Here is a 22,187-nt window from a genome sequence, read left to right on the forward strand (position 1 = left end):
GCTCCCTAAGCGTTTGACCAGCGCTTTATGGCCCAGCGAGGACTGACACAATCACTAGCCACCCGCCTACCCACGACCACCATTCCGGCGATGCCGACACGCTGGCCCTTTCCGCGCTCGGCTGGGTGCTATCCGACAGCCAGCGCGCCGAACGGTTGCTGGCGCTGACTGGGCTGACGCCGGAAGCGCTGCGCGACAACCTGACCGACAAGGCGACGCTGTCCGCCGTGCTCGGTTTCCTCGAATCGCACGAACCGGACCTGCTGCTCGCTGCCGACGCACTCAACGTCGCGCCTGAAGCGCTGGTAAGGGCAAATGCGGAGCTTTCGGCATGAGCCGCCCGTTGGTTATCTCCGATTGCGACGAAGTGCTGCTGCACATGATCGCCCATTTCAAGGCGTGGTTGGAGGAAGGGCAAGGTGTGACCTTCAACCTCGTCGGGAACAATTTCGCAAACGCGATGCGCTGGCAGGAAACCGGCGAGCCGGTGGGCGAGCGCGATATCTGGCGGCTGCTCGGCGGGTTTTTCGATACCGAAATGCACCGACAGGACCCGATCGAAGGCGCGATCAACGGGATCAACACTCTGGCGGAAAGCGCCGATGTCGTGATCCTCACCAACCTCAACGACGAACGCCAGCAACGCCGCGCCGAACAGCTCGCCGCCTATGGTGTGCACGCGCGGGTGTTCACCAACCAGGGGCCGAAAGGGCCTGCGCTGAAAGCGATCGTCGACGAATATGCACCCAGCCGTGCCGTATTTATCGACGACCTTGCACAGCACCACCAATCGGTCGCCGAAATCGTCCCCGGCGTGCGCCGCCTGCACCTGTGCGGCGAACCGATGCTGGCGCCGCATATCAATTGCGCCCACGAAGCGGGCCATGCCCACGCCCGGATCGACACTTGGGCGGAGGCATTGCCGTGGCTGCTCGACCAGCTGCACAATCACGATCAGGAGGAAGATGCATGAGCCACGAAGCCCGCCTAGCCGAACTGGGGATCACGCTGCCCAAACCGGCCGCGCCGGTGGCATCCTATGTCGCGGTGGTCGTTTCGAATGGATTGGCCCATGTCTCGGGCCAGTTGCCCTTCATCGACGGTGATCTCGCAAAGGGTCGCCTGGGCGAAAGCGTGACGGTCGAACAGGGCATGACGGCCGCGCGCGCCTGCGGACTGATGATCCTCGCCCAGCTCAAGGCCGCGCTCGGCTCGCTCGACCGGGTCGAGCGGGTGGTCAAGCTCGGCGCATTCGTCAATTCCACCCCCGATTTCGTCGACCAGCCCAAAGTCGCCAACGGTGCAAGCGACCTGATGGCCGAAGTGTTCGGCGATGCCGGCAAGCACGCGCGCGCGGCGGTTGGCGTGCCCGCGCTGCCGCTAGGGGCTGCGGTCGAGGTCGATGCGATTGTCGCTGTATCGGGCGCTTGACCGGCTGATCGTCCGTCAGCCCGATCCCGCGCGGGTCGGCTGGCTCCGGCAGTGGACTTATGCCCACCGGGGATTGCACGGCGAGACCGTCCCGGAAAACTCGCTGGCCGCAGCACGAGGCGCAATCGCCGCTGGGTTGGGCATCGAATGCGATATCCAGCGCAGCCGCGACGACTGGCCGATGGTGTTCCACGATTGGGAGCTATCCCGGCTGACCGGAGCGGACGGCGATACGGGAGACCTCACCAAAGAAGAGTTGCAGGGGCTACATTACACGCGAAGCGAGGAACGGCCCGCCACACTTGCTGAACTGCTCGAACTGGTCGCGGGACAGGTCCCGCTGCTGATCGAGATCAAGTCGAAGCGCGGCTACGATGTGATCCGGACCTGCCGCGAGGTCCGCGATGCCCTCACCGGCTACAAGGGCGACCATGCGGTGATGAGCTTCGATCCGCGGGTCGCCCGATGGCTGCGCCGCCATTCGCCCGGAACCGTCGCCGGACTGGTCATGCGCGAGGACAAGTACGGATATACCCAGAAGCCCTGGGAGCGGCACATGGCGCTCTGGCTCGCCCGGCCCGACTTCCTTGCCTACCACGTGGCAGCGCTGCCCAATCCGATGGTCGCGGATCTGCGCGAACGCGGCCTGCCGATCCTGACCTGGACGGTCAAGTCGCCGGATACGCGCGAAACCGCGCGCCGCTACGCAGATGCGTCGATCGCTGAGGGAGCAGGACTGGCGTGAGCGACAGCGATCTTAAGGCACGCATGGCCGGGTCGGTCGGGGAATTCAGCGCACAGCAGTGGGACAGCCTTACGGATGGCAGCAACCCGTTCGTCAGCCACGCATTCCTGACCGCGCTGGAGGATTCGGGAAGCGTCGGCGAAGGGACCGGCTGGCACCCTACCCCACTGGTGATCGAAGGCAGCGGAGAGCTGCTCGCGGCGCTTCCCGCCTACCTCAAGGGTCACAGCCAGGGCGAATACGTGTTCGACCATTCGTGGGCCGATGCCTACGAGCGGGCCGGCGGGCGATATTACCCCAAGCTTCAGGTCGCAGTGCCGTTTACCCCGGCCAGCGGGCCGCGCCTTCTGCTGCACAATACCGAGCTTGCCGCGCCGCTGCTGGGCTTTGCGGAGAAGTTCGCCGAAGCCAACCGGCTGTCGTCGATCCACGCAACGTTCCTCGAGCCCGAGCAGGTGCCGCTGTTCGAGGCGGCCGGATGGATGATCCGCAACGACATCCAGTATCACTGGGAAAATCGCGGATACGCCACGTTCGACGATTTCCTCGCCGCGCTTTCCAGCCGCAAACGCAAGGCGATCCGCAAGGAGCGCGCGGGCGCGCAGGAAGGGCTCGACATCCGGCAATTGCGCGGAGCCGACATCAAGCAGGAGCATTGGGACGCGTTCTGGCAATTCTACCAGGATACCGGCGCGCGCAAGTGGGGCCGCCCCTACCTGACCCGCGAAGCGTTCGAGCTGATCGGCGCGCGGCTGGGCGACCGGGTGCTGCTGGTGTTGGCCTTCGACGGCGGCAGGCCGATCGCAGGCGCACTCAATTTTATCGGGGGGAAGGCCCTCTACGGGCGGTACTGGGGGTGCGTCGAGGACAGGCGCTTCCTCCATTTCGAGCTGTGTTACTATCAGGCGATCGATGCGGCGATCGAGCTTGGCCTGGAGATGGTCGAGGCCGGGGCGCAAGGCCAGCACAAGCTGGCGCGCGGCTATGAACCGGTGGCGACTACCTCAGCGCACTGGATCAACGATCCCGGCTTTCGCGAAGCGGTGGCCGATTTCCTCGAACGCGAACGGGCCGGCGTGGCGCACGATCGCGACTGGCTGGGCGGTCATTCGCCCTTTCGAAAGGGTTAGGCCGGTTCAGGCGGCGCGGCGGGCATCCTGGCGGAGCCATTCGCGCGCGCGGCGCTGGGCTTCGGCGATCTCGCGAGCGGTCATCTCATCGGAAATGTCCGCGCGGCACCAGGACGCTTCTTCATGGCCACCGGCAGCGGCGAGGTTGAACCACTTGTGCGCTTCGACGAGATCACTCTCGACCCCGTGGCTACCGGTCGAGAACGCGACGCCGAGGTCGAAATAGGCCGACCTGTCGCCTTGCGCGGCGGCGGCGAGACATTGGGCCACCAGCAAATCGGCGGCTGCGGTATCCTTGGGCAGTTCGCTGCCGCCTTCGATCTTGCGCAGTTCCATTTCAATCGATCCCCCTGTTGCGGCGATCCCGTGTCGCCGACAGGCAGAGTTCAACCCTGTTATGGTCAACAAATGGTTAACAAGGCCGTCGAATTTCGGGACAGGCCCCTATTTTCGGTGGACGATCCGGGACACTTCGGGATTGCCGCTTGTGCCGATCCCAAGCGGCAACTATAGGCGCGCCAAAGCGAGCAGAACGGCGCCAGAAACCTGTGGGAAGGTGGATTGGTAAGGGGGTCGCCGGAGCGGCTGGTTGATCTGGTTAAGAGGACCGTTATGGCCACTTTGGCATCCAGCGATATCGATATTCTCGAACGGGCGAAGCGTGCCCTTGCCCCGGACTATGTTCCAAGCGAGGATGAGGAGTACATGTCCCCGTCGCAGCAGGATTATTTCCGGATGCTGCTGCTCGAATGGAAGCGCTCAATCCTCGCATCGTCGAGCGCAACCCTCCAGTCTCTCCAGGACGGTCCGCTGCGCGAACCCGACCTCAACGACCGGGCCTCGAGCGAGACCGACTGGAGCATCGAACTGCGCACCCGCGACCGCCAGCGCAAGCTGATCGCCAAGATCGATTCCGCATTGCGCCGGATAGAGGCTGGCGAATACGGATTTTGCGAGGTCACCGGCGATCCGATCGGCCTCAAGCGGCTGGTTGCCCGCCCGGTCGCGACAATGACCGTCGAAGCGCAGGAAGCGCACGAACGTCGCGAAAAAGTTTCGCGCGACGACTAGGCCTCACCGGGCGGGGTTCGCCCGGCGTTAGTCTTTTCGCAACGACCCGGCTTAAGCCTTCATTAGCGCGATCGGGACTATGTTCCGGACTACGGGCGGCGATCGTGCAGTGGCCGCCTCCGACACACGTTTGGACAAGGGAATGGTCAGCCGGATGGCAGGCGTCGATACCCGGAACATTGGGCGGGACAGCCTTCTTCTTACCGCCGAGGTTCGCCTCGAGGGCGAGGGCGACCCGGTACGCGTGAAGGTCCGCAACCTGTCGGCCGGCGGCATGATGGGCGAAGGCGACCTCAAGGTCGCGCGCGGTTCGCGCGTGGTCGTCGCGCTGCGCAACGTCGGCGAGATCGAAGGCAACGTCGCCTGGGTGCAGGGCAATCGCTTTGGCATCGCATTCAACGTGGAGATCGACCCCAAGGCCCCCCGCACAGCGGTTGCCGCGACCCCCAACGACATGGCGAGCCCGCGTTACACCCGGCCTGCCGGGATCGCTCCGCTCGGAGAAGCCGAAAAGCTCCGCAAGCTCTGAGCCGCGCGCAGGCTTCCGGGGATCGCATGAATCTTCCCCGCTGACGGCTGCCTTGCGAGGTGCTAGGCGTGCCCAATCCATGAGCCGCCGCGTTGCCTTCACACTCGCCGCCTGCACGCTTCCCGCCTTGTTGAGCGGATGCGGATCGTCGGGCAACCCGAACGAAGTGCAGATTGCCTTCATCGGCAGCCCGAAGCAGTTGGTCGAGAAGGGCCTGCGCCTTTCTCCGCCCGGCCAGCAGGTCCGCGCGGCGACCACCGCGGGGCTCGTCGCGCTCGATGCAAAGGGCGAAGTGGTGCCTGCGCTTGCCGAGCGGTGGATCGTGACCGAAGACGGGTTGAGCTACATTTTCCGGGTCCGCGATTCCGATTGGCCCGACGGAAAGCCACTCACCGCCGAACAGGTGCGCGATTCCCTCAAACTCACTTTACGGAAACTACGCGGGACATCGCTCGGCCTCGACCTGGCGTCGATCAGCGATATCCGCACGATGACCGGGCGGGTGATCGAGATCGACCTTTCCAGCCCGGTGCCCGACTTCCTCCAGTTGCTGACCCAGCCCGAGCTGGGCATCACCTACCGCGGGCAGGTAGCCGGTCCGATGGCCGTTTCGACCGCCCAATCGGACGGCGATGTGGTGCTCAAGCCCATGCCGCCCGAGAAGCGCGGGCTTCCTGCACAGCACAACTGGGAAAAATCGGTCCGCGAACTGCAGATTCGCGCCCTGCCCGCACGCGATGCGATGAAGGCATTCTATTCGGGCGATGTCGATGTCGTGTTCGACGGACGGCTGGCCGACCTGCCACTGGCCGACACCGGCCCATTGTCGCGCGGCACGGTTCGGATCGACGCCGCGATGGGCTTGTTCGGGCTTCGCGTCCTGCGCGACGACGGCCCGCTGGGCGACCCCGTCCGCCGCGAGGCACTGGCGATGGCAATCGACCGCCAGGGACTGCTTTCGCCATTCAACGTCGCCGGCTGGCTGCCGAGCACCCGGATCATCCCGGTTTCGTTGCTCGGCCCAGGGGCGAGCGAACGCTGGCCCAACCTCAGCCTTGAACAACGCCGGAATATTGCCCGCGAGCGCATCGCTGCGTGGACCCGGGCGGGCAATTCCGCCGATGTGCGGATCTCGCTCCCGGAAGGCCCGGGATCGCAGAAATTGTTCAATGAGTTGGCTAAATCGTGGGCGGCGATCGGCGTCACCGCGGAACTCGTCGCCCCCGGCAAGCAAGCCGACCTCGCGATGGTCGATGCGCTCGCGCGGTTCGGCGGGCCGCGCTGGTTCCTCGACCAGTTCAACTGCGGCGTGCGCAAACTGCTGTGTTCCCCCGAAGCCGACGCACTGGTGCGCGAAGCGGTGAACGAGGCCGATCCCGAAAAGCACCGCACCGACCTGCTCGAAGCCGAAACCCGCCTGATGGCCAACGAGGGCTTCATCCCGCTCGGAGCGCCGGTGCGCTGGTCGCTGGTGCGCGGCGATGTGCCCGGCTTTGCACCCAACCGCTGGGCTACCCATCCCTTGTTCCCGCTGGCGATCGACCCCAAATAGGGGCGATGATCGAACCGAACCCTTCGACCAGCCGCGTCCAGCGCATGCCGATCGACCTGCCGATCGGCAACGATCCGGCCTCGATCCGGCGGCGGCTGGAGGCGATGGAGCAGTTGCTCGAAAACGCCTTCGAGGTACCGGGCACGAAAATGCGCGTGGGGCTCGACGCAATCGTCGGATTGATCCCCGTGATCGGCGATCTCATCACTACCGCGATGGGCGCGTGGATCGTGTGGGAAGCGCGCAACCTCGGACTGCCCAAGTGGAAGCTGTGGCGCATGGCTGGCAACGTCGCGTTCGACACCGCGATCGGCGTGGTCCCGGTCGTCGGCGATGCGGCGGACTTCCTGTTCCGCTCGAACACCCGCAACCTGAAGATCGTCAAGCGCCATCTCGACAAGCATCACCCGGCGCAGCGCACGATCGAAGGCTAGCCGCCCGCGGGTAGTTTCAACCGCGACCGGTTTGCCCTAGAGGCGGGCGATGGCCCGCGACGTTACCTACACTTCGTACCTCGATCTCGACCGCATCCTGTCGGCCCAGCACCCTGCGTCGGGCGCGCACGACGAGATGCTGTTCATCATCGTCCACCAGGCCAGCGAGTTGTGGCTCAAGCTGTGCCTGCACGAGCTGTTCGCCGCGCGCGACCTGATCGTGGCCGACGACCTTCGCCCCGCGTTCAAGATGCTTGCCCGGGTCGCTCGCGCACAATCGCAGCTGATCGACAGCTGGGATGTGCTGAGCACGATGACCCCGCACGATTATTCGCAGGTCCGCCCGCACCTGGGGCATTCGAGCGGGTTCCAGTCGGCACAGTACCGGCTGATGGAATTCCTGCTCGGCGGGCGCAACGCGAAGATGGTGAAGCTGCACGAAGCGACGCCCGAAGTGGCAAAGGCATTGCGTGAGGAACTCGAACGCCCGAGCCTTTACGAGGAATCGGTCCGCCTGCTCGCCAAGCGCGGGTTCGCAATTCCCGAGGCGGTGCTGGTGCGCGATCACACCACGCTGTGGGAGCCATCGGGCGACGTCGAAGCCGCGTGGGCGGAGATCTATCGTCACCCGAACAAGTACTGGGACCTCTACGAGCTGGCCGAGAAACTGGTCGACCTCGAATACCATTTCCAGCGCTGGCGCTTCGGCCACTTGAAGACCGTCGAGCGGATTATCGGCTTCAAGCGCGGCACCGGCGGAACCGAAGGCGCGCCCTATCTCGAGGGGGTGCTCAAGCAGGCATTCTTCCCGGAACTGCTGAGCGTGCGGACGGCGATCTGATTGCTTCCTACTGTCCGCTGAAACGGACGCCTCATGGCGCTTGAAGCGGATGGGAGCGCGGCTTACATGCGATGCACTGCCACGGTTGGAGCAAATGACCATGCCCGGTTCGCTGAAGGATATGCTCGCGGAAGCCAACGAATGCGTGCCGAAGATTTCCGTCGATGAGGCGCAGCGCCTCGTCAGCGAAGAGGACGCATTGCTGGTCGATGTTCGCGACGCACCCGAACTGGCGGCGTCCGGCAAGCTCGCCGATGCCCTGAACGTCTCGCGCGGGATGCTGGAATTCAAGGCCGACAGTGCGAGCCCGTACCACGATCCCGAATTCCGGACCGATCGACCGATCGTCGTCTATTGTGCGTCGGGCGGGCGCTCGTGCCTGTCGGGCAAGGTGCTCAAGGACCTCGGCTATGCGCGTGTGTACAACCTGGGCGGGTTCAAGGACGCTGCCGAAACGGGTTTCCCGACGCAGGATTGCTGAGCCCGCGTCGCAAGGTGGCGCTGACATCCTGAAATCAAACGAGCCCCCCCCGGGGCTGGACACAAGACGCTCCAGGCGACAGTCTGCTCCTTGCATTCAGCAGGGGAGGCTCGATGTACCATCCAATTCCAACCGCGCTGATCGGCGCGCTCTTGCTTGCGGCCATCCCGGGCGCGAGCCAAGCTCAGGCCGAACCGTCCGGCCCAAGCGCGCAAGCCACCGACCGAACGCAGGCTGTCGTCGCTGAAATCACTGCACTCGAGGGGCAATGGTCCGACGCATTCGTGAACAAGGACATCGACTTCATCGAGCGGATCGTCGCGCCCGATTTCATGCTCGCCATCTTTGAAGGCCGACCGATCATCGTCCCGCGCAAATACTGGATGATGAACACTCGCAAGTGGGACATCCAGGCCTTCTCGGCGAAAGTGCTCGACGTTGCCGTGGCGGGAGACACCGCGGTTGCCACCGTCGAAGGCAGCTGGCAGGTGGCGGACGAAGGAAAACTGATCCGCGACGACAGTTTCTTCCTCACCGATACATGGGTGAAGAAAGGCGACAGCTGGCAAGTAATCCGCCGCCACTCGCAGACTACCGAGGATCGGATGGAGCGGGATTAATCGAGGCAAGCGGCAGGACCGGGGAGGATGGCGGACTGACCACGCAATGCAAGCAGTGAAAACCTGCAACCGTCGATCTATGCCACGCCCATCAACTTCGGCACCGTCGCGAACCACCAGCTTGAATTCCACAACATCCGGATGATCACGATCGAGATCGCCATCAGTCCCAGCCAGATGACATAGGCCCGGTGGATCCGGCGCAGGCGGACCATGTCCCAGACAAACATCGGCGTCACGATAAGGATGGGATACAGGTCGACCGTCAACGGGTCGTCGGGCAGGGTCGAGGGCAGCCAACCGATTCGCACAGTCGCCGCTGTCAGCAGGACCGTTGTTGCAAGGATCATCATGCGCTTGTGGAACGCGGGATCCTTCGATCGATAGTGCAACCCAAGCCCGATCAGGATCGGGAAGAGGATACCCGGCCTGATCAGGTAAAGGGTCGCCCTGTCATCGAAAATTGTCTCGGGCAGTATAACGCCAGGCGGCAAGTGCGGATGCGCTGCCAGTGCCTGCGCCAGATGTTCGGAATACATCGTGGGAACGAGCACGATTCCCGTCACTACGATCGCAGGAGCGAGAACTACTGCGATAACGCCAAGCTGCATGTGCCAACGCGGTTTGCCGGTCGCCATAAGGATCGTTTGCGCGAGCAGCAGCACGATCCATGCGCCCATCAACGCGGCATGAACATGAAGCACGATCGGGAGCGGGGGCCTCGCACCGGTTTCCACCGCGCGGACGAGCCTGATCGAATCCGGCACGAAGCCCGACAGCACTGTCGCGAGTATCAGCGACGCCATGAAGACCCAGATCCAGCGATCGACGAGTTGCGACACAGGTGTTTTACCGGAAGGCCGACGGATCGGCTCTTGTCCGGATTCCGAGATGCTGGTCATCGCGATTATGTCCCCTGCGCGCCTATAGCAGCAATCCGAGTTCGACGCTTGCTGCCTATTCCCGATGTCCGCAACCGGGTCGTTACCAGTCGGTCCGCTTTCGCACCTCGTGCTTCCAGTCAACTAGGTCCCCATCGGGTTCAAGGCCGCTTCTTGCACCTAAACTGCACTGCGTAACTGCCGCTGCGTGCGTTTCTTAGTTTTTGGTCGCTGTGACAAAGATCGCGCTGAGCGGCATTGATGCACCCAGTCGCTCATTCAAGACGTTTTCCATTCGTCCGCATACTGCCTCGGGATCGATTTCGCGCTCGAGCAATTCGTTGTGGAGCGGGTTGCCGTAGACAAGTCCCCTCGCAAACAACCCCGGATCGCTCAGGGTCTGAGTGTGGTGCTGGATTTCGACCTCGGAGTTTCCAAACCCCGCAAGGTCGAGCGCTTCCCTTATGGTATCTACGTCGTTGTAACTAAAAGGGACCTTGTAGAACGAAGGAGGGTTGTGAGGTACAAACTCAGCGCCGACTTCGTAAGCAATTTCTGCAAAGGGGTTCTCTGACCAACTGTTCCAGACGCTGAAGAGATATTTTCCACCTGGGTTCAGGACTCTGAGCACCTCTTCGTAGCTCGCCTGTCGATCGGGATAAAACATGATGCCGAACTGGCAGACCACTGCATCGAACTGGCTATCTTCGAAGGGTAGATCGCAAGCGTCAGCAGCCACAAATTCGAGTGCGCCAGCGCCCTCCAGCTTTTTGGCAGCGTAGTCGAGCATAGGCTGATTCAAGTCGGTTACGGTAATCGGGATGCCGGGCGCGAGTTTATCGCGAAGGCAACTGGTAACGATCCCTGTTCCGGCAGCAGTTTCAAGAACTGTCCCCGGGTTCAGTCTTGCGCTGCGCTTTGCCATTTGAAGTGCGTAAAAGTCGAAGATGAAAGGGCCCAAGCCTCGATCATAGTTCTCCGGCACATTGCCCGAGAAACGTTTCTCCAGTCCTGCCATCAGCAAATCCCCTCATCCAACGAGGGTTCCTATCATGGATGGCTTGCCCCGGCTAACTTCCGCTATCGGGTCGTTAGCGGAAGGACGGCTTTCAGCCTGACGTCACGAATGTAGCCGTTTCCCGATAACGCTGTCCTACATGCCGTCGGATCGCCATGCCGCGTGCATGGCCGTCGCTTGCATCCCGACCGGAAGATCCGCTCTCCAGAGCACCCACGCCAAGGCGGTTTTCTTGTTTCAGGACTGTGTTCCATGCGTTCCAGCCGTGGCTGGCGTGCGACGAACCGTTGCCCTTGCGGGGACCCGATCAGGCCTCCAGTTCGATGTCCCAGTAGAGCCAGTCGCGCCAGGTTTCGTGAAGGTAGCCGGGCGGGAAGGCCTTGCCGTGCTGGTGGAGCTGCCAGCTGGTCGGGCGGATCGGGCGAACCTGCAGGTGCATGTGCGCCTGTTGCGGGGTGCGCCCGCCTTTCTTGAGGTTGCACGGCGCGCAGGCGGTGGCGATGTTCTCCCACGTCGTCTTGCCGCCCATCCGGCGGGGCAGGACGTGGTCGAAGGTCAGGTCCTTCTCGCTGCCGCAATACTGGCAGGCGAAGCGGTCGCGCAGGAACAGGTTGAACCGGGTGAAGGCGGGAAACTCGCTCGGCTTCACGTATTGCCGCAGCGCGATCACGCTCGGGATCTTCATGTCGAGCGAAGGCGAATGGACCTCGCGGTCGTAGCACTCGACGATGTCCACCCGTTCGAGGAATACCGCCTTGATCGCGGTCTGCCACGGCCACAGGCTGAGCGGATAGTACGACAGCGGAGTGTAGTCCGCGTTGAGCACCAGCGCGGGGCACGAGCGCAAGTTGCGCGTCGGATCCTCGTCGGCGCTGCGAAAGCGCGCGGCCTTTTCGATCAGTTCGGCTTTGAACACTCTTGCGTGCCCTCCCTGATTGATCCGAAGGGAGCATTTGCCGATTCACGCGTCAAGACTGTTACAATCGCACAATCCACAGCAAGGGCTGCGTCTTTCTCCATTTGCGCCGAAGAGCGGTGTGGCTAGGCTGACGAGGATGGAAACCACCCGCTTCGCCCCCAGCCCGAACGGATCGCTGCACCTGGGCCATGCCTATTCGGCGATCGTCGCGCACGACCTTGCGGCCGAACGCGATGGACGGTTCCTGGTCCGGCTCGAAGATATCGACGGCGCACGCTCGCGCCCCGAGCTGGCGGAGGAGTTTGCCGCAGACCTCGCATGGCTGGGTCTCGAATGGACCGATGTTCCCGCGCAATCGACCCGGCTGGCGACCTACGCCGCTGCTGCCGAACGGCTCAAGGCAACGGGACTGCTCTATCCGTGCCAGTGCACCCGCGCCGAGATTGCCGCCGCCGCCACCGAACACGGCCCCGAAGGCCCGCTCTATCCCGGCACCTGCCGCGGGCGGCCGGTCGATCCCGAAGGCGCGGCATGGCGGCTCGACGTCAGCAAGGCGATCGCGCAAACCGGACCGCTCGAATGGATCGACGAGGTCGCCGGACCTCAGCACGCCCGGCCCGAACTGCTCGGCGATGTGGTGCTGGTGCGCAAAGATGCCCCGGCGAGCTACCACCTCGCCGCCACGCTCGACGATGCTGCCGACGGGGTGACGTTGGTGACCCGCGGGAAGGATCTATTCGCCGCGACCCACGTCCACCGGCTGCTCCAGGCGCTGCTCGGCCTTCCCGTTCCGCGCTGGCACCACCACGCGTTGCTGCTGGACGATAGCGGACAGAAGCTCGCCAAGCGGCGCGGATCGCCTTCGCTGGCCGATCGCCGGCACGCGGGGGATGACGGGCGGGCGCTGGCCGATGCGCTGCGATCGAACCGCTTCCCCGCTGGAATTTCGCTCGGCTAGCGCCTACATAAGCTCCATGAACGTCTTCCTCACCATCGTCCTCGTCGTCCTCATGGCGCTCGTCGTCATTTCGCTTGTGCGCGGGATCATCGCGTTCCTCAGGAGCACGCGCGAAGATATCGACCGCGGCGGCGATGGCACCGGTGCGACCGAGATGCAGCTGCTGCAGAACAAGATGATGTTCAACCGCGTGAAGTACCAGGCGCTGGCGATCCTGGTGATCATCATCATGCTGGGAATGTCGCGCGGCTGACCGGCGCGCACAGCGCCCGATGGTCAAGCTCAACAAGATCTACACCCGCACCGGTGACGATGGCACCACCGGCCTCGTCGATGGTTCGCGAACCGCCAAATCGTCCGCCCGGATGGAAGCGATCGGGACGGTCGACGAAGCGAACAGCGCGCTCGGGCTGGTCGCTGCGGAACTGGCGCAGAGCCACCACGCCGCAGCGGTCGCGCATGTCCAGAACGACCTGTTCGACCTCGGCGCGGACCTTGCGACGCCGGGTGACGACTTTGCACCGTCCGACATGGCCTTGCGGATGGTCGCGGCGCAGACCGACTGGCTCGAAGCGCAGATCGACGCTGCCACCGAACGGCTCGAACCGCTGACCAGCTTCGTCCTGCCAGGCGGAAGCGAAGCATCGGCGAAGGTCCACCTGGCGCGCGCAATCGTCCGCCGCGCGGAACGCACGATGGTGGTGCTGGCAGCCAGCGAGCCGGTCAACCCGGCGGCGCTGGCCTATATCAACCGCCTGTCGGACTACCTCTTCCAGCTCGCCCGCCTGCTCAATGACGACGGGCGCGCGGACGTAAAATGGGTTCCCGGCGCAAACCGCTAGCCAAGCCGCGCCGCGCCCGCTAACCCGCGCGCTTTGCTGCAAGTGCGAAGGGAAGTGCGGACATGATCACGATCGGCGTCATCGGAGCGGGTCAGATGGGTTCGGGCATCGCGCAAGTGGTCGCGCAGCACGGGATGAAGGTGCTGCTGTCCGATATCGATCTCGCCGCTGCCGAAAAGGGCAAGGCGGGCATCGACAAGGCGCTCGCCAAGCTGGTCGGGCGCGGCAAGCTCGAAGCCGCCGATGCCGAAGCCGCACTCTCGCGGATCGATCCGCTGGCAGACCTCGCACCGATGGCCGATGCGGCGTTCATCATCGAAGCGGCGACCGAACGCGCCGATATCAAGCGCGGCATCTTCGAAGCCGCCGGCAAGTTCCTGGCATCTGACGCGATCATGGCGAGCAACACCAGCTCGATCCCGATCACCCGGATGGCCAACTGGACGCCCGATCCGGCGCGGTTCATCGGACTGCACTTCTTCAATCCGGTACCCGTGATGGGCCTGATCGAAGTCATCCCGGGCCTCGCCACCGCACCCGACACCGTCGCCCGCACCCGCGAGCTTGCCAGGAACCTCGGCAAGGAAGTGGTCGAAGTGCAGGATGAACCGGGCTTCGTGGTCAACCGTATTCTCGTGCCGATGCTCAACGAAGCGGTGTTCGTGCTCGGGCAAGGCACCGCCAGTATCGAGGATATCGACAAGGGTTGCCGGATCGGCCTCAACCACCCGATGGGCCCGCTCGAGCTGGCCGATTTCGTCGGGCTCGACACCTGTCTCGAAATCATCCGGGTGCTTTACGAGACGACCGGCGACAGCAAGTATCGCCCCGCTCCGTTGCTGGTAAAATATGTCGAAGCCGGATGGGTCGGGCGCAAGGCCGGGCGCGGTTTCTACGATTATTCTGGCGAAGTTCCGGTCCCGACGCGCTGAACCGGAACGCTAGCTGAGGCCGATCGCCCCCGGCTTGAGGACCCACATCCCGACGATCAACACGATCGAACCGAAGATGACTGCGTAGGCGAGCAACCGGAACAGCATCGGCGATTCGCTATCGAGCATATGCGGGTGCAAGCGCTTGAGCGTCGCGGAAGTCCGCCGCTCGACGAAGTACGCCAGCACCGCCCCTGCAGCGATGAACACGGTCGCAATCGCGCGGGGAAGCCACCACGGCTCTAGATCGCCGAATACTGCGCGAAAGGCGAGTCCGATGCCGATCGCGGCAAACGACGTGCGAATCCAGCCGGCAAAGGTCCGCTCGACCGCCATGATGTTGCGGTCCTCGGCGAGATCGGTGCGTTCCTGCGCCAGCGAATTGTTGCTGTGCGGATCGTAGGTGTCAGGGGTTTCCGCCATTGGGCGGCAGGTTAGCACCATCAGGGGCCGGGGCAACGCTTGCATCGGGATTCTCGACCGGAGACTGTCCTTCGATGACGGTGCCTTCGTCATCGGTCATCGCATCGGGCGGCGTCGGATCGATCCCGGCAGTATCGTCGATCAGGTCGTCGTTGTCAGACCATTCGACGACAGTGCTGTCATCGCTCGGCGCGCTCGCATCGACATTCGCACCATCGCGCGGACCGGCCGCCAGACCGTCCACCGGTTGACTGGCGTCAGACGGCTTCTGCCCAGTGACAGCGCTGGCTACGCCGTCTCTGCCCATAAACGCAACGACCCCCGCCGCGAGAATCACGACGAAGAACAACGCTCCCCAGCGCTTGATGAAACTGTGCTCGGGCATCAGCGCAGGATAGGCGCCAAGCGTTAATGTTCGCTTTCGTCTGCCGTGCGCTTCAATTCGTACAGCAGATCAAGTGCTTCGCGCGGCGAAAGCGCGTCGACATCGACGCCTTGGAGGCGCTCGCGCAGCGGATCGTCGGGCTCACCCGGCTCCGATGCCGCAGCCGCGAACAAGGGCAGGTCGCCGAGGCCAACTGCCAGTCCACCGGTCTCGGCGCGGCCCTTCTCGAGCCGGTCGAGCACCGATTTGGCCCGCGCAACAACCTCTTTGGGAACTCCCGCCAGCCGCGCGACGGCGAGACCATAGCTGCGGTCCGCCGCACCTTCCGCCAGTTCGTGGAGCAGCACCAGCTCCCCCTTCCACTCGCGTGCGCGGACATGGTGCAAGCTCAGCGCATCGCAAGTCTCCGCCAGCCGCCCCAGTTCGTGGTAGTGGGTCGCGAACAGGCAGCGGCAACGGTTGGTTTCGTGGACTGCCTCGACCACCGCCCACGCCAGCGCCAACCCGTCGTAAGTCGACGTGCCGCGCCCGACTTCGTCGAGGATCACGAAACTGCGCTCGCTCGCCTGCGCGAGGATCGCGGCGGTTTCGACCATTTCGACCATGAACGTCGAGCGCCCGCGCGCGAGGTTGTCGCTCGCGCCGACCCGACTGAACAACCGGTCGCAAACGCCGATCGTCGCCGATGTGGCGGGCACGAACCCGCCGGCCTGCGCGAGCAGCACGATCAACGCATTCTGCCGAAGGAAGGTCGACTTGCCGCCCATGTTGGGGCCGCCGATCAGCCATAACCGGTCGTCGGGCGAAAGCGCGCAGTCGTTGGCCACGAACCGCTCGCCATTGGCAGCCAGTGCGGCCTCGACCACCGGATGCCGTCCGGCCTCGATCCTCAGCAATGGCTCGGCCACGATCTCCGGGCGCGCCCAGTCACCTTCCGCTGCGCGTTCGGCATGGCTGGCCGCAACATCGATCCGGGCAAGCGCAGCGGCGGTCGCGGCGATCGCCTCGCGCTCGGTATCGACGCGTTCCACCAGCAGCGCGAAGTGCGCTTCTTCGGCTGCGAGCGCATGGCCCCCGGCCTCTGCGATTCGGCTCGCTTCCTCGTGGAGGCTGAGCGAATTGAACCGCACTGCGCCGGCCATCGTCTGACGATGGGTGAAGCCGCTGTCGGGCGCCATCAACGCATCGCCATGCTTCGCAGGCACTTCAATGAAGTAGCCGAGCACGCCGTTGTGCTTGATCTTGAGCGCCGCGATCCCGGTTTCGTCGCGGTATTTCGCCTCGAGTGCAGCGATCGCACGGCGGGCATTGCCCGAAACCTGGCGCAGTTCGTCGAGCGCGGCGTCGTAGCCCTCAGCGATATATCCTCCACCGTGCCGTTCGGTCGGCGGCGAGGCGACCAGCGCGCGCTGCATCAGGTCGACCAAAGCGCCATGCCCGGCGAGACGCGGCAGCAGTTCATCGAGCAGCGCCGGGCGATCGGATTGGGACAAGAGGTAGTCGTGGATCGCCCGTGCTTCGGCGAGCCCGTCGCGCACCTGCCCGAGATCGCGCGGGCTGCCGCGCCCGGCGACGATCCGCCCAAGCGCGCGGCCGATATCGGGCAATCCGCGCAGCGCAGTGCGCAGGTCGTTGCGGAGCAACGGATCGCCGTGCAGCCAGCCGACCAGCGCCAGTCGCGCTTCGATCCGCGCCCGATCGGTCAGTGGCGAAGCGAGGTCTTCCGCCAGTTGCCGCGCCCCGGCCCCGGTCGAGCAGCGATCGATCGCAGCAACCAGCGACCCGGCGCGACTGCCTTGCTGCGACAGGAGGATCTCCAGGCTCGCGCGGGTCGCTTCATCCATTGCCAGCGTACTTCCACCCGCCCGCGCGACCGGAGGCAGCAACAGCGGCAGGGTTCCGCGCCCGACATGGTCGAGATAGCCGATCAAACCGCCTGCCGCCGCGAGCATCGCGCGGCTGAAATCGCCCAGTCCATCGAGTGTAGCGAGGCCGTGCACGGCACGCAGCCTTGCATCCCCTTCGTCGCTCGCAAACTGGTGTCGCCCGCGCGCGATTGCGCCATCGGGCGCGCCGTCCCAATCCTCGGGCACGACGACTTCGCTCGGGCCGAGCCGGGCAAGCACGGCTCCAAGTGCAGCGGGTCCGCAATCCTCCAGTTCCATCCGCCCGGTCGATATATCTACGCTGGCGACGCCGCAGGTCCCGCGCACTTCGCACACCGCGGCAAGCACGTTCGCACGGCGCGGCTCGAGCAAAGACTCTTCGGTCAGCGTACCTGCGGTGACGAACCGCACGATGTCGCGCCCGACCAGCGCTTTCGACACCGGCGTGCCTTCGCGCTTGGCGCGGGCCTTGGCTTCCTCGGGCGTTTCGACCTGCTCGGCAATAGCGACCCGGTGCCCGGCCTTGATCAGCCGCGCGAGGTATCCTTCGGCCGAATGGACCGGCACCCCGCACATCGGGATCGCTTCGCCGCCGTGCTCGCCCCGACTGGTCAATGCGATGTCGAGCGTCTGCGATGCCGCCTTGGCATCGTCGAAGAACAATTCGAAGAAATCGCCCATTCGGTAGAACAGCAAGCAATCGCCTGCCTCGGCCTTGAGCGCGAGGTACTGCTGCATCATCGGGGTGACTTTGGCCGCCATCGCGATGGGGTTAGCGGGAGGAGCGATGATTCGGAACGGGAGGTATCGGCGCTTTCCCCTGTTGCCGACGCGAGAGTTCCGTTAGGGCACGCGGGCATTCACACACGAAAGGTGCCGCTTTGGCCGACGACAAGCCCACTGCCTTTACCACCCGCGAGGCGCTGTTCTACCACGAGACGATCCGCCCGGGTAAGATCGAGATCATCGCGTCCAAGCCGATGGCCACCCAGCGCGACCTCAGCCTCGCCTATTCGCCCGGCGTTGCCGCGCCGGTGCAGGCGATTGCAGACGATCCTTCGAACGCTGCGAAATACACCGCTCGCTCGAACCTCGTGGCGGTGATTTCCAACGGCACCGCAATCCTCGGCATGGGGAACCTCGGTGCGCTCGCCTCGAAGCCGGTGATGGAAGGCAAGGCCGTGCTGTTCAAGCGCTTCGCCGATGTCGATTCGATCGATATCGAACTGGCGACCGAAGACCCCGACAAGTTCGTCGAGGCGGTCGCGTTGATGGAGCCGAGCTTCGGCGGCATCAACCTCGAGGATATCGCCGCTCCGGAATGCTTCGTGATTGAGCAGGCGCTGCGCGAGCGGATGAACATCCCGGTGATGCACGACGACCAGCACGGCACCGCGATCATCGCCGCTGCCGGCCTCATCAACGCACTTCACCTGACCGGTCGCGACATCAAGGACGTGAAGATGGTGGTCAACGGCGCGGGTGCTTCGGCGCTGGCCTGCACCGCGCTGATCAAGGCGCTCGGCGTTCCGGGCGACCAGGTGATCGTGTGCGACCGCTCGGGACCGATCTACCCGGGCCGCGAGAACGTCGACCAGTGGAAGAGCGCGCACGCCACCCAGACCAAGGCGCGTAGCCTCGAGGAAGCATTGGTGGGTGCCGACGTGTTCCTCGGCCTCTCGGCTGCCGGGGCGCTTAAGCCCGAATGGGTCGCCAAGATGGCGGACCAGCCGATCATCTTCGCGATGGCCAACCCGGACCCGGAGATCCTGCCGGAAGACGCCAAGGCTGTGCGGCCCGATGCGATCATCGCCACCGGGCGCAGCGACTATCCCAACCAGGTCAACAACGTGCTCGGCTTCCCGTTCATCTTCCGCGGAGCGCTCGATGTCCAGGCTACCGCGATCAACGAGGAAATGAAGGTCGCCGCCGCCGAAGCGATTGCCAGCCTCGCACGCGAAAGGGTGCCCGACGAAGTCGCCGCCGCCTATGGCGTCAACCACAAGTTCGGCACCGACTACATAATTCCCGCGCCGTTCGATCCGCGGTTGATGGAAGTTGTCTCCAGCGCGGTCGCGAAAGCGGCAATGGACTCGGGGGTCGCTAAGGCCCCGATCGCGGATTTCGACGCCTACCGCCTGTCGCTCAAGGCGCGGCTCAACCCGACTACCTCGGTCCTCACCAGGGTTTATGAAGACGCCAAGGCCGCGCCAAAGCGCGTGGTGTTTGCCGAAGCCGAGGAAGAGGTGGTGCTGCGCGCCGCGATCCAGTTCCGCGATTTCGGCTATGGCACGCCAATCCTGGTCGGGCGGACCAAGGCGATTGCCGACAAGATGCACATGCTCGGGGTGTCGGACCCGGGCAGTTTCGAAATCCAGAATTCGGCCGACAGCAAGCATGTGCCGGCGATGGTCGAATACCTCTACGAGCGGCTCAAGCGGCGCGGCCGGACCGAGCGCGACGTACGGCGGATGGTCAACCAGGAACGCAATATCTTCGCTGCGCTGCTGGTCGCGCTGGGACATGGCGATGCGATGATCTCGGGCCTCACCCGCCCGTTTGCGCAGACGATGCGCGAAGTGAGCCTCGTGCTGGATCCCAAGCCGGAATCGATCGCTTTCGGCATCCACCTGATGATCGGCAAGAACTACACCGTGTTCCTCGCTGACACGACGATCAATGAACGGCCGAGTGCCGAACAGTTGGCGCATATCGCCCGGGAAACCGCAGCGGTCGCGCGGCGCCTGGGCCACGAACCGCGCGTTGCGTTCCTGTCCTACTCGACATTCGGCAATCCCGAGGGTCGCTGGCTGGAGAACATTCGCGATGCGGTGCATATCCTCGACAGCGAAGGGGTCGACTTCGAATACGAAGGCGAAATGGCGCCCGATGCTGCACTCAATCCCAAAGTGATGGAACTCTATCCGTTCTCCCGCTTGTCGGCTCCGGCCAACGTGTTGGTGATGCCCGGCCTGCAATCGGCGAACTTGTCGGCCAAGATGCTGCGCGAGCTGGCCGGCGCGAGCACGATCGGGCCGATGCTGGTGGGTATGGAAAAGCCCGTCCAGATCGCCCCGATGACCGCAATCGCGCCCGATGTCCTGACACTTGCGGTGCTCGCCGCGGCCGGAGTGGTCGGCTAGGCAGGCACGGGCCATCCGCGAAGGCCCCTAAGGATATCTTTACATCGTTCGGGCAAAAGCGTTGCCTATGGCACGCAAATCTCGCCCCATGCTCGGAGTAAGGTCCGAAACGCCGCGCGCCGGCAATCGCCAGCCGGTGTCGCTCGTCGGCGAATGCAGCGTATCAGGGAGCGACCCGGTCGAGGTGACCGTGCTCGATCTCGATGCGCATGGCTGTAAGGTTCGCGGGTTGCCGCTGGGTGTCGGCAAGCATGACGATCTGGTGCTTGCCATCGGCCCTGTCGGGGCGATTCAGGCGCAATTGCGGTGGGTCAAGAGCATGATGGCCGGGCTCGTCTTTACCCGCCAGCTTTCCGCTGACGAGTTGACCCGCGCGCTAAGCGAAAGTCGGTCCTCAGGCGAAGCCCATTCTGTCCTCGCCTTTCGCCGCCGCGCCTGATCAGCGCCGCCGATAACGGAAATACCACACCTCATGGCCGAGCCTGCGGGCCTTGGCTTCGTAGCGCGTTTCGGGCCACCCGCCGGGCCTCTGCTGGAAGTCTTTCGGGCCTTCGCACAGCCATTCGAACTGGTGCGTGTGCCGCCGCATCACCATCAGCGCGTGACGCAGGTAGACCGGGTGATCGGTGCCAAATCGGAATTCGCCGCCGGGCTTGAGCTTTGCCGCGATCATGTCGAGCGGTCCGTCGTTCATCATCCGCCGCTTGGCATGGCGCGCTTTGGGCCACGGGTCGGGATGGAGCAGGTAGGCCATCGTCAACGCGCCGTCAGGGATCCGGCCAAGCACCTGCAACGCATCACCGTGCTGGATGCGAACATTGCGCAGCGCTCCGTCGCGCACGTGGGTAAGCGCCTGGGCAACGCCGTTGAGGAACGGCTCAGCGCCGATGAACCCGTGGTCGGGCAGCAGGTCGGCGCGATAGGCCAAGTGCTCGCCGCCGCCGAAGCCTATCTCGAAATGCAGCGGACAGTCGTGGCCGAACAGGCGTTCGGCGGTCACCTGTCCTTCCTCGGGCACTGCGATCTGCGGCAGGAGCGTATCGACGAGGTGCTGTTGCCCTGCGCGCAGCGGCTTACCCTGGCTGCGGCCATATAGCCGGTTGAGCGTCGTTGGATCGCCTTGCTTGTGCGCGGTCATCTGTCTCAGGTCGCCGGTGCGACGATTGCGGGCGGCGAAGTGCAAGCATCCTGCTTGGCCGATCCGCCGTCCGACAGGAACGTGATCGCCACGAACCCGCCGACCACCGCCACCACGAAGCCGATCGTCACTAGCCCGAGATACCGGTCGATGAACGCCTTGATAGGTGCACCGAACAGGCGGAACAACACGCCCACGATCATGAAACTGATCGAGCGGCTGACCACGCTCGCGAGGATAAACGGCACCAGCGCCATGTGGATGAAGCCGGCGGTGATCGTCAGCAGCTTGAACGGGATCGGGGTGGCACCCTTGATCATGATGATCTCGGCCCCGTATTCGCGCAGGTAACAGGCCGCGACCGGGAAACTTTCGGTCATCCCCAGCGCGGAGATGAGTTGCTGGCCCACCGTATCGTAGAGGGCGTAGCCGATCGCATATCCGAGCAGGCCGCCAGTGACCGATGCGAGCGTGGCGATCACCGCAAAGCGGATCGCCTTCTTCGGCTCTGCGAGGCACATCAGGCCGAGCAACGGGTGCGGCGGGACCGGGAAGAAGCTCGCTTCGACGAACGCGAACAACGCCAGCCACCATTCGGCATGTGGATGCCCCGCCTTCTCGATCGTCCAGTCGTAAAGCTTGCGCAGCATGGCCGCCTCGTCTCGCCCCCTTCGGAAATGCGTCGGGCGCGTGTAGGCGAGCGGGCACGGTGGCACAATCCACACGCAAAACTAACCTATTTGGTTTTTTATGTTGACATCGTCACGCTGTTCTGGCACATAAGTCGAACATCGCAACAGACCGATTCGAAGCGGGCGGCGCTCCCCA

Annotated in this window: 27 protein-coding genes; 18 read left to right on the forward strand and 9 right to left on the reverse strand. The window is 64.3% G+C overall.

Annotation, left to right across the window (positions count from 1 at the left end; all coding sequences use genetic code 11):
- The first annotated feature begins 101 nt into the window (after positions 1 to 101).
- Genes CJO11_RS07405 through CJO11_RS07425 form a run of 5 tightly spaced genes read left to right on the forward strand, consistent with a single transcriptional unit; the run spans position 102 to position 3,306 of the window.
- The gene (locus CJO11_RS07405; RefSeq protein WP_095012142.1) at positions 102 to 335 is read left to right on the forward strand and encodes a DUF3572 family protein; all 234 of its coding nucleotides are present in this window, start codon (positions 102 to 104) and stop codon (positions 333 to 335) included.
- Positions 332 to 973, forward strand: coding sequence for a hypothetical protein (locus CJO11_RS07410; RefSeq protein WP_095012143.1), 642 nt, complete (start codon positions 332 to 334; stop codon positions 971 to 973). Before CJO11_RS07405 ends, CJO11_RS07410 begins: the two co-directional genes overlap by 4 nt.
- A complete protein-coding gene (locus tag CJO11_RS07415; protein ID WP_095012144.1) occupies positions 970 to 1,431 on the forward strand; it encodes a RidA family protein in 462 nt (153 codons plus the stop codon). The genes CJO11_RS07410 and CJO11_RS07415 overlap by 4 nt, the downstream gene beginning before the upstream one ends.
- Positions 1,403 to 2,176, forward strand: coding sequence for a glycerophosphodiester phosphodiesterase family protein (locus tag CJO11_RS07420; protein ID WP_095012145.1), 774 nt, complete (start codon positions 1,403 to 1,405; stop codon positions 2,174 to 2,176). Before CJO11_RS07415 ends, CJO11_RS07420 begins: the two co-directional genes overlap by 29 nt.
- Positions 2,177 to 2,199: 23 nt before the next feature.
- Positions 2,200 to 3,306: a GNAT family N-acetyltransferase gene (locus CJO11_RS07425; RefSeq protein ID WP_095013276.1), complete on the forward strand. Its 1,107-nt coding sequence runs from the start codon at positions 2,200 to 2,202 to the stop codon at positions 3,304 to 3,306.
- 6 nt (positions 3,307 to 3,312) lie between these two features.
- On the opposite strand, the gene CJO11_RS07430 is transcribed toward CJO11_RS07425, so the two are convergent.
- Positions 3,313 to 3,642, reverse strand: a complete 330-nt coding sequence (locus CJO11_RS07430; protein WP_095012146.1) for an SEL1-like repeat protein — start codon at positions 3,640 to 3,642, stop codon at positions 3,313 to 3,315.
- Positions 3,643 to 3,918: 276 nt separating this feature from the next.
- On the opposite strand from CJO11_RS07430, the gene dksA reads away from it, so the two are divergent.
- The 7 genes from dksA to CJO11_RS07465 all read left to right on the forward strand — a co-directional run bounded on the left by dksA (position 3,919) and on the right by CJO11_RS07465 (position 8,834).
- Entirely contained in the window at positions 3,919 to 4,377 is a 459-nt protein-coding gene (gene dksA / locus CJO11_RS07435) for an RNA polymerase-binding protein DksA (protein ID WP_095012147.1), read from the forward strand.
- Between the two features lie 79 nt (positions 4,378 to 4,456).
- Entirely contained in the window at positions 4,457 to 4,906 is a 450-nt protein-coding gene (locus tag CJO11_RS07440) for a PilZ domain-containing protein (protein WP_240504348.1), read from the forward strand.
- Positions 4,907 to 4,985: 79 nt separating this feature from the next.
- Complete coding sequence (locus CJO11_RS07445; RefSeq protein WP_095012148.1) at positions 4,986 to 6,458, forward strand: ABC transporter substrate-binding protein; 1,473 nt, start codon at positions 4,986 to 4,988, stop codon at positions 6,456 to 6,458.
- 5 nt (positions 6,459 to 6,463) lie between these two features.
- A complete protein-coding gene (locus CJO11_RS07450) occupies positions 6,464 to 6,892 on the forward strand; it encodes a DUF4112 domain-containing protein (RefSeq protein ID WP_095012149.1) in 429 nt (142 codons plus the stop codon).
- 49 nt (positions 6,893 to 6,941) lie between these two features.
- Positions 6,942 to 7,733 carry a tryptophan 2,3-dioxygenase gene (locus CJO11_RS07455; RefSeq protein WP_095012150.1) on the forward strand — a complete coding sequence of 264 codons (792 nt, stop codon included), beginning with the start codon at positions 6,942 to 6,944 and terminating at the stop codon, positions 7,731 to 7,733.
- Positions 7,734 to 7,833: 100 nt separating this feature from the next.
- Positions 7,834 to 8,214: a rhodanese-like domain-containing protein gene (locus tag CJO11_RS07460; protein ID WP_095013278.1), complete on the forward strand. Its 381-nt coding sequence runs from the start codon at positions 7,834 to 7,836 to the stop codon at positions 8,212 to 8,214.
- Between the two features lie 113 nt (positions 8,215 to 8,327).
- Positions 8,328 to 8,834 (forward strand): nuclear transport factor 2 family protein, encoded by a 507-nt coding sequence (locus tag CJO11_RS07465; protein ID WP_095012151.1) that lies wholly within the window; start codon positions 8,328 to 8,330, stop codon positions 8,832 to 8,834.
- 77 nt (positions 8,835 to 8,911) lie between these two features.
- On the opposite strand, the gene CJO11_RS07470 is transcribed toward CJO11_RS07465, so the two are convergent.
- The 3 genes from CJO11_RS07470 to CJO11_RS07480 all read right to left on the reverse strand — a co-directional run bounded on the left by CJO11_RS07470 (position 8,912) and on the right by CJO11_RS07480 (position 11,631).
- Positions 8,912 to 9,736 carry a hypothetical protein gene (locus CJO11_RS07470; protein ID WP_205651044.1) on the reverse strand — a complete coding sequence of 275 codons (825 nt, stop codon included), beginning with the start codon at positions 9,734 to 9,736 and terminating at the stop codon, positions 8,912 to 8,914.
- A 196-nt stretch (positions 9,737 to 9,932) separates the two neighbouring features.
- Positions 9,933 to 10,733: a class I SAM-dependent methyltransferase gene (locus CJO11_RS07475; RefSeq protein WP_095012152.1), complete on the reverse strand. Its 801-nt coding sequence runs from the start codon at positions 10,731 to 10,733 to the stop codon at positions 9,933 to 9,935.
- Between the two features lie 307 nt (positions 10,734 to 11,040).
- Positions 11,041 to 11,631: an HNH endonuclease gene (locus tag CJO11_RS07480; RefSeq protein WP_240504603.1), complete on the reverse strand. Its 591-nt coding sequence runs from the start codon at positions 11,629 to 11,631 to the stop codon at positions 11,041 to 11,043.
- 157 nt (positions 11,632 to 11,788) lie between these two features.
- Here CJO11_RS07480 and gluQRS point away from each other — a divergent pair, with 157 nt between their 5' ends.
- The 4 genes from gluQRS (at position 11,789) to CJO11_RS07500 (ending at position 14,384) form a co-directional block, all read left to right on the forward strand.
- The gene (gene gluQRS / locus CJO11_RS07485) at positions 11,789 to 12,610 is read left to right on the forward strand and encodes a tRNA glutamyl-Q(34) synthetase GluQRS (protein WP_095012154.1); all 822 of its coding nucleotides are present in this window, start codon (positions 11,789 to 11,791) and stop codon (positions 12,608 to 12,610) included.
- 16 nt (positions 12,611 to 12,626) lie between these two features.
- Positions 12,627 to 12,863 (forward strand): HIG1 domain-containing protein, encoded by a 237-nt coding sequence (locus CJO11_RS07490; protein ID WP_095012155.1) that lies wholly within the window; start codon positions 12,627 to 12,629, stop codon positions 12,861 to 12,863.
- Between the two features lie 19 nt (positions 12,864 to 12,882).
- Positions 12,883 to 13,452, forward strand: a complete 570-nt coding sequence (locus CJO11_RS07495; protein ID WP_095012156.1) for a cob(I)yrinic acid a,c-diamide adenosyltransferase — start codon at positions 12,883 to 12,885, stop codon at positions 13,450 to 13,452.
- 62 nt (positions 13,453 to 13,514) lie between these two features.
- Positions 13,515 to 14,384, forward strand: a complete 870-nt coding sequence (locus CJO11_RS07500) for a 3-hydroxyacyl-CoA dehydrogenase family protein (RefSeq protein WP_095012157.1) — start codon at positions 13,515 to 13,517, stop codon at positions 14,382 to 14,384.
- A 9-nt stretch (positions 14,385 to 14,393) separates the two neighbouring features.
- Here the strand turns inward: CJO11_RS07500 and CJO11_RS07505 are convergent, their stop codons facing one another.
- From CJO11_RS07505 to mutS, 3 genes are read right to left on the reverse strand one after another with little or no spacing between them, the layout of a single operon-like run.
- Positions 14,394 to 14,807, reverse strand: coding sequence for a YidH family protein (locus CJO11_RS07505; RefSeq protein ID WP_095012158.1), 414 nt, complete (start codon positions 14,805 to 14,807; stop codon positions 14,394 to 14,396).
- Positions 14,791 to 15,192 (reverse strand): hypothetical protein, encoded by a 402-nt coding sequence (locus CJO11_RS07510; RefSeq protein ID WP_095012159.1) that lies wholly within the window; start codon positions 15,190 to 15,192, stop codon positions 14,791 to 14,793. The genes CJO11_RS07505 and CJO11_RS07510 overlap by 17 nt, the downstream gene beginning before the upstream one ends.
- 23 nt (positions 15,193 to 15,215) lie before the next feature.
- The gene (gene mutS / locus CJO11_RS07515; protein ID WP_095012160.1) at positions 15,216 to 17,840 is read right to left on the reverse strand and encodes a DNA mismatch repair protein MutS; all 2,625 of its coding nucleotides are present in this window, start codon (positions 17,838 to 17,840) and stop codon (positions 15,216 to 15,218) included.
- 119 nt (positions 17,841 to 17,959) lie between these two features.
- Between mutS and CJO11_RS07520 the strand changes: the two genes are divergently transcribed.
- Together CJO11_RS07520 and CJO11_RS07525 are read left to right on the forward strand one after the other, a co-directional pair.
- Positions 17,960 to 20,221, forward strand: coding sequence for an NADP-dependent malic enzyme (locus CJO11_RS07520; RefSeq protein WP_095012161.1), 2,262 nt, complete (start codon positions 17,960 to 17,962; stop codon positions 20,219 to 20,221).
- Between the two features lie 67 nt (positions 20,222 to 20,288).
- On the forward strand, positions 20,289 to 20,660 hold the full coding sequence (locus CJO11_RS07525) for a hypothetical protein (protein ID WP_150124995.1): 372 nt from the start codon (positions 20,289 to 20,291) through the stop codon (positions 20,658 to 20,660).
- Here CJO11_RS07525 and trmB read toward each other — a convergent pair whose 3' ends face one another.
- Entirely contained in the window at positions 20,661 to 21,359 is a 699-nt protein-coding gene (gene trmB, locus CJO11_RS07530) for a tRNA (guanine(46)-N(7))-methyltransferase TrmB (RefSeq protein ID WP_095012163.1), read from the reverse strand. It abuts the gene before it with no gap.
- A gap of 5 nt (positions 21,360 to 21,364) precedes the next feature.
- Positions 21,365 to 22,009 carry a YqaA family protein gene (locus tag CJO11_RS07535; protein WP_095012164.1) on the reverse strand — a complete coding sequence of 215 codons (645 nt, stop codon included), beginning with the start codon at positions 22,007 to 22,009 and terminating at the stop codon, positions 21,365 to 21,367.
- Positions 22,010 to 22,187: the final 178 nt, after the last annotated feature.

The sequence above is a fragment of the Tsuneonella mangrovi genome, assembly GCF_002269345.1.
In the GTDB taxonomy this organism is placed as follows: Bacteria; Pseudomonadota; Alphaproteobacteria; order Sphingomonadales; family Sphingomonadaceae; genus Tsuneonella; species Tsuneonella mangrovi.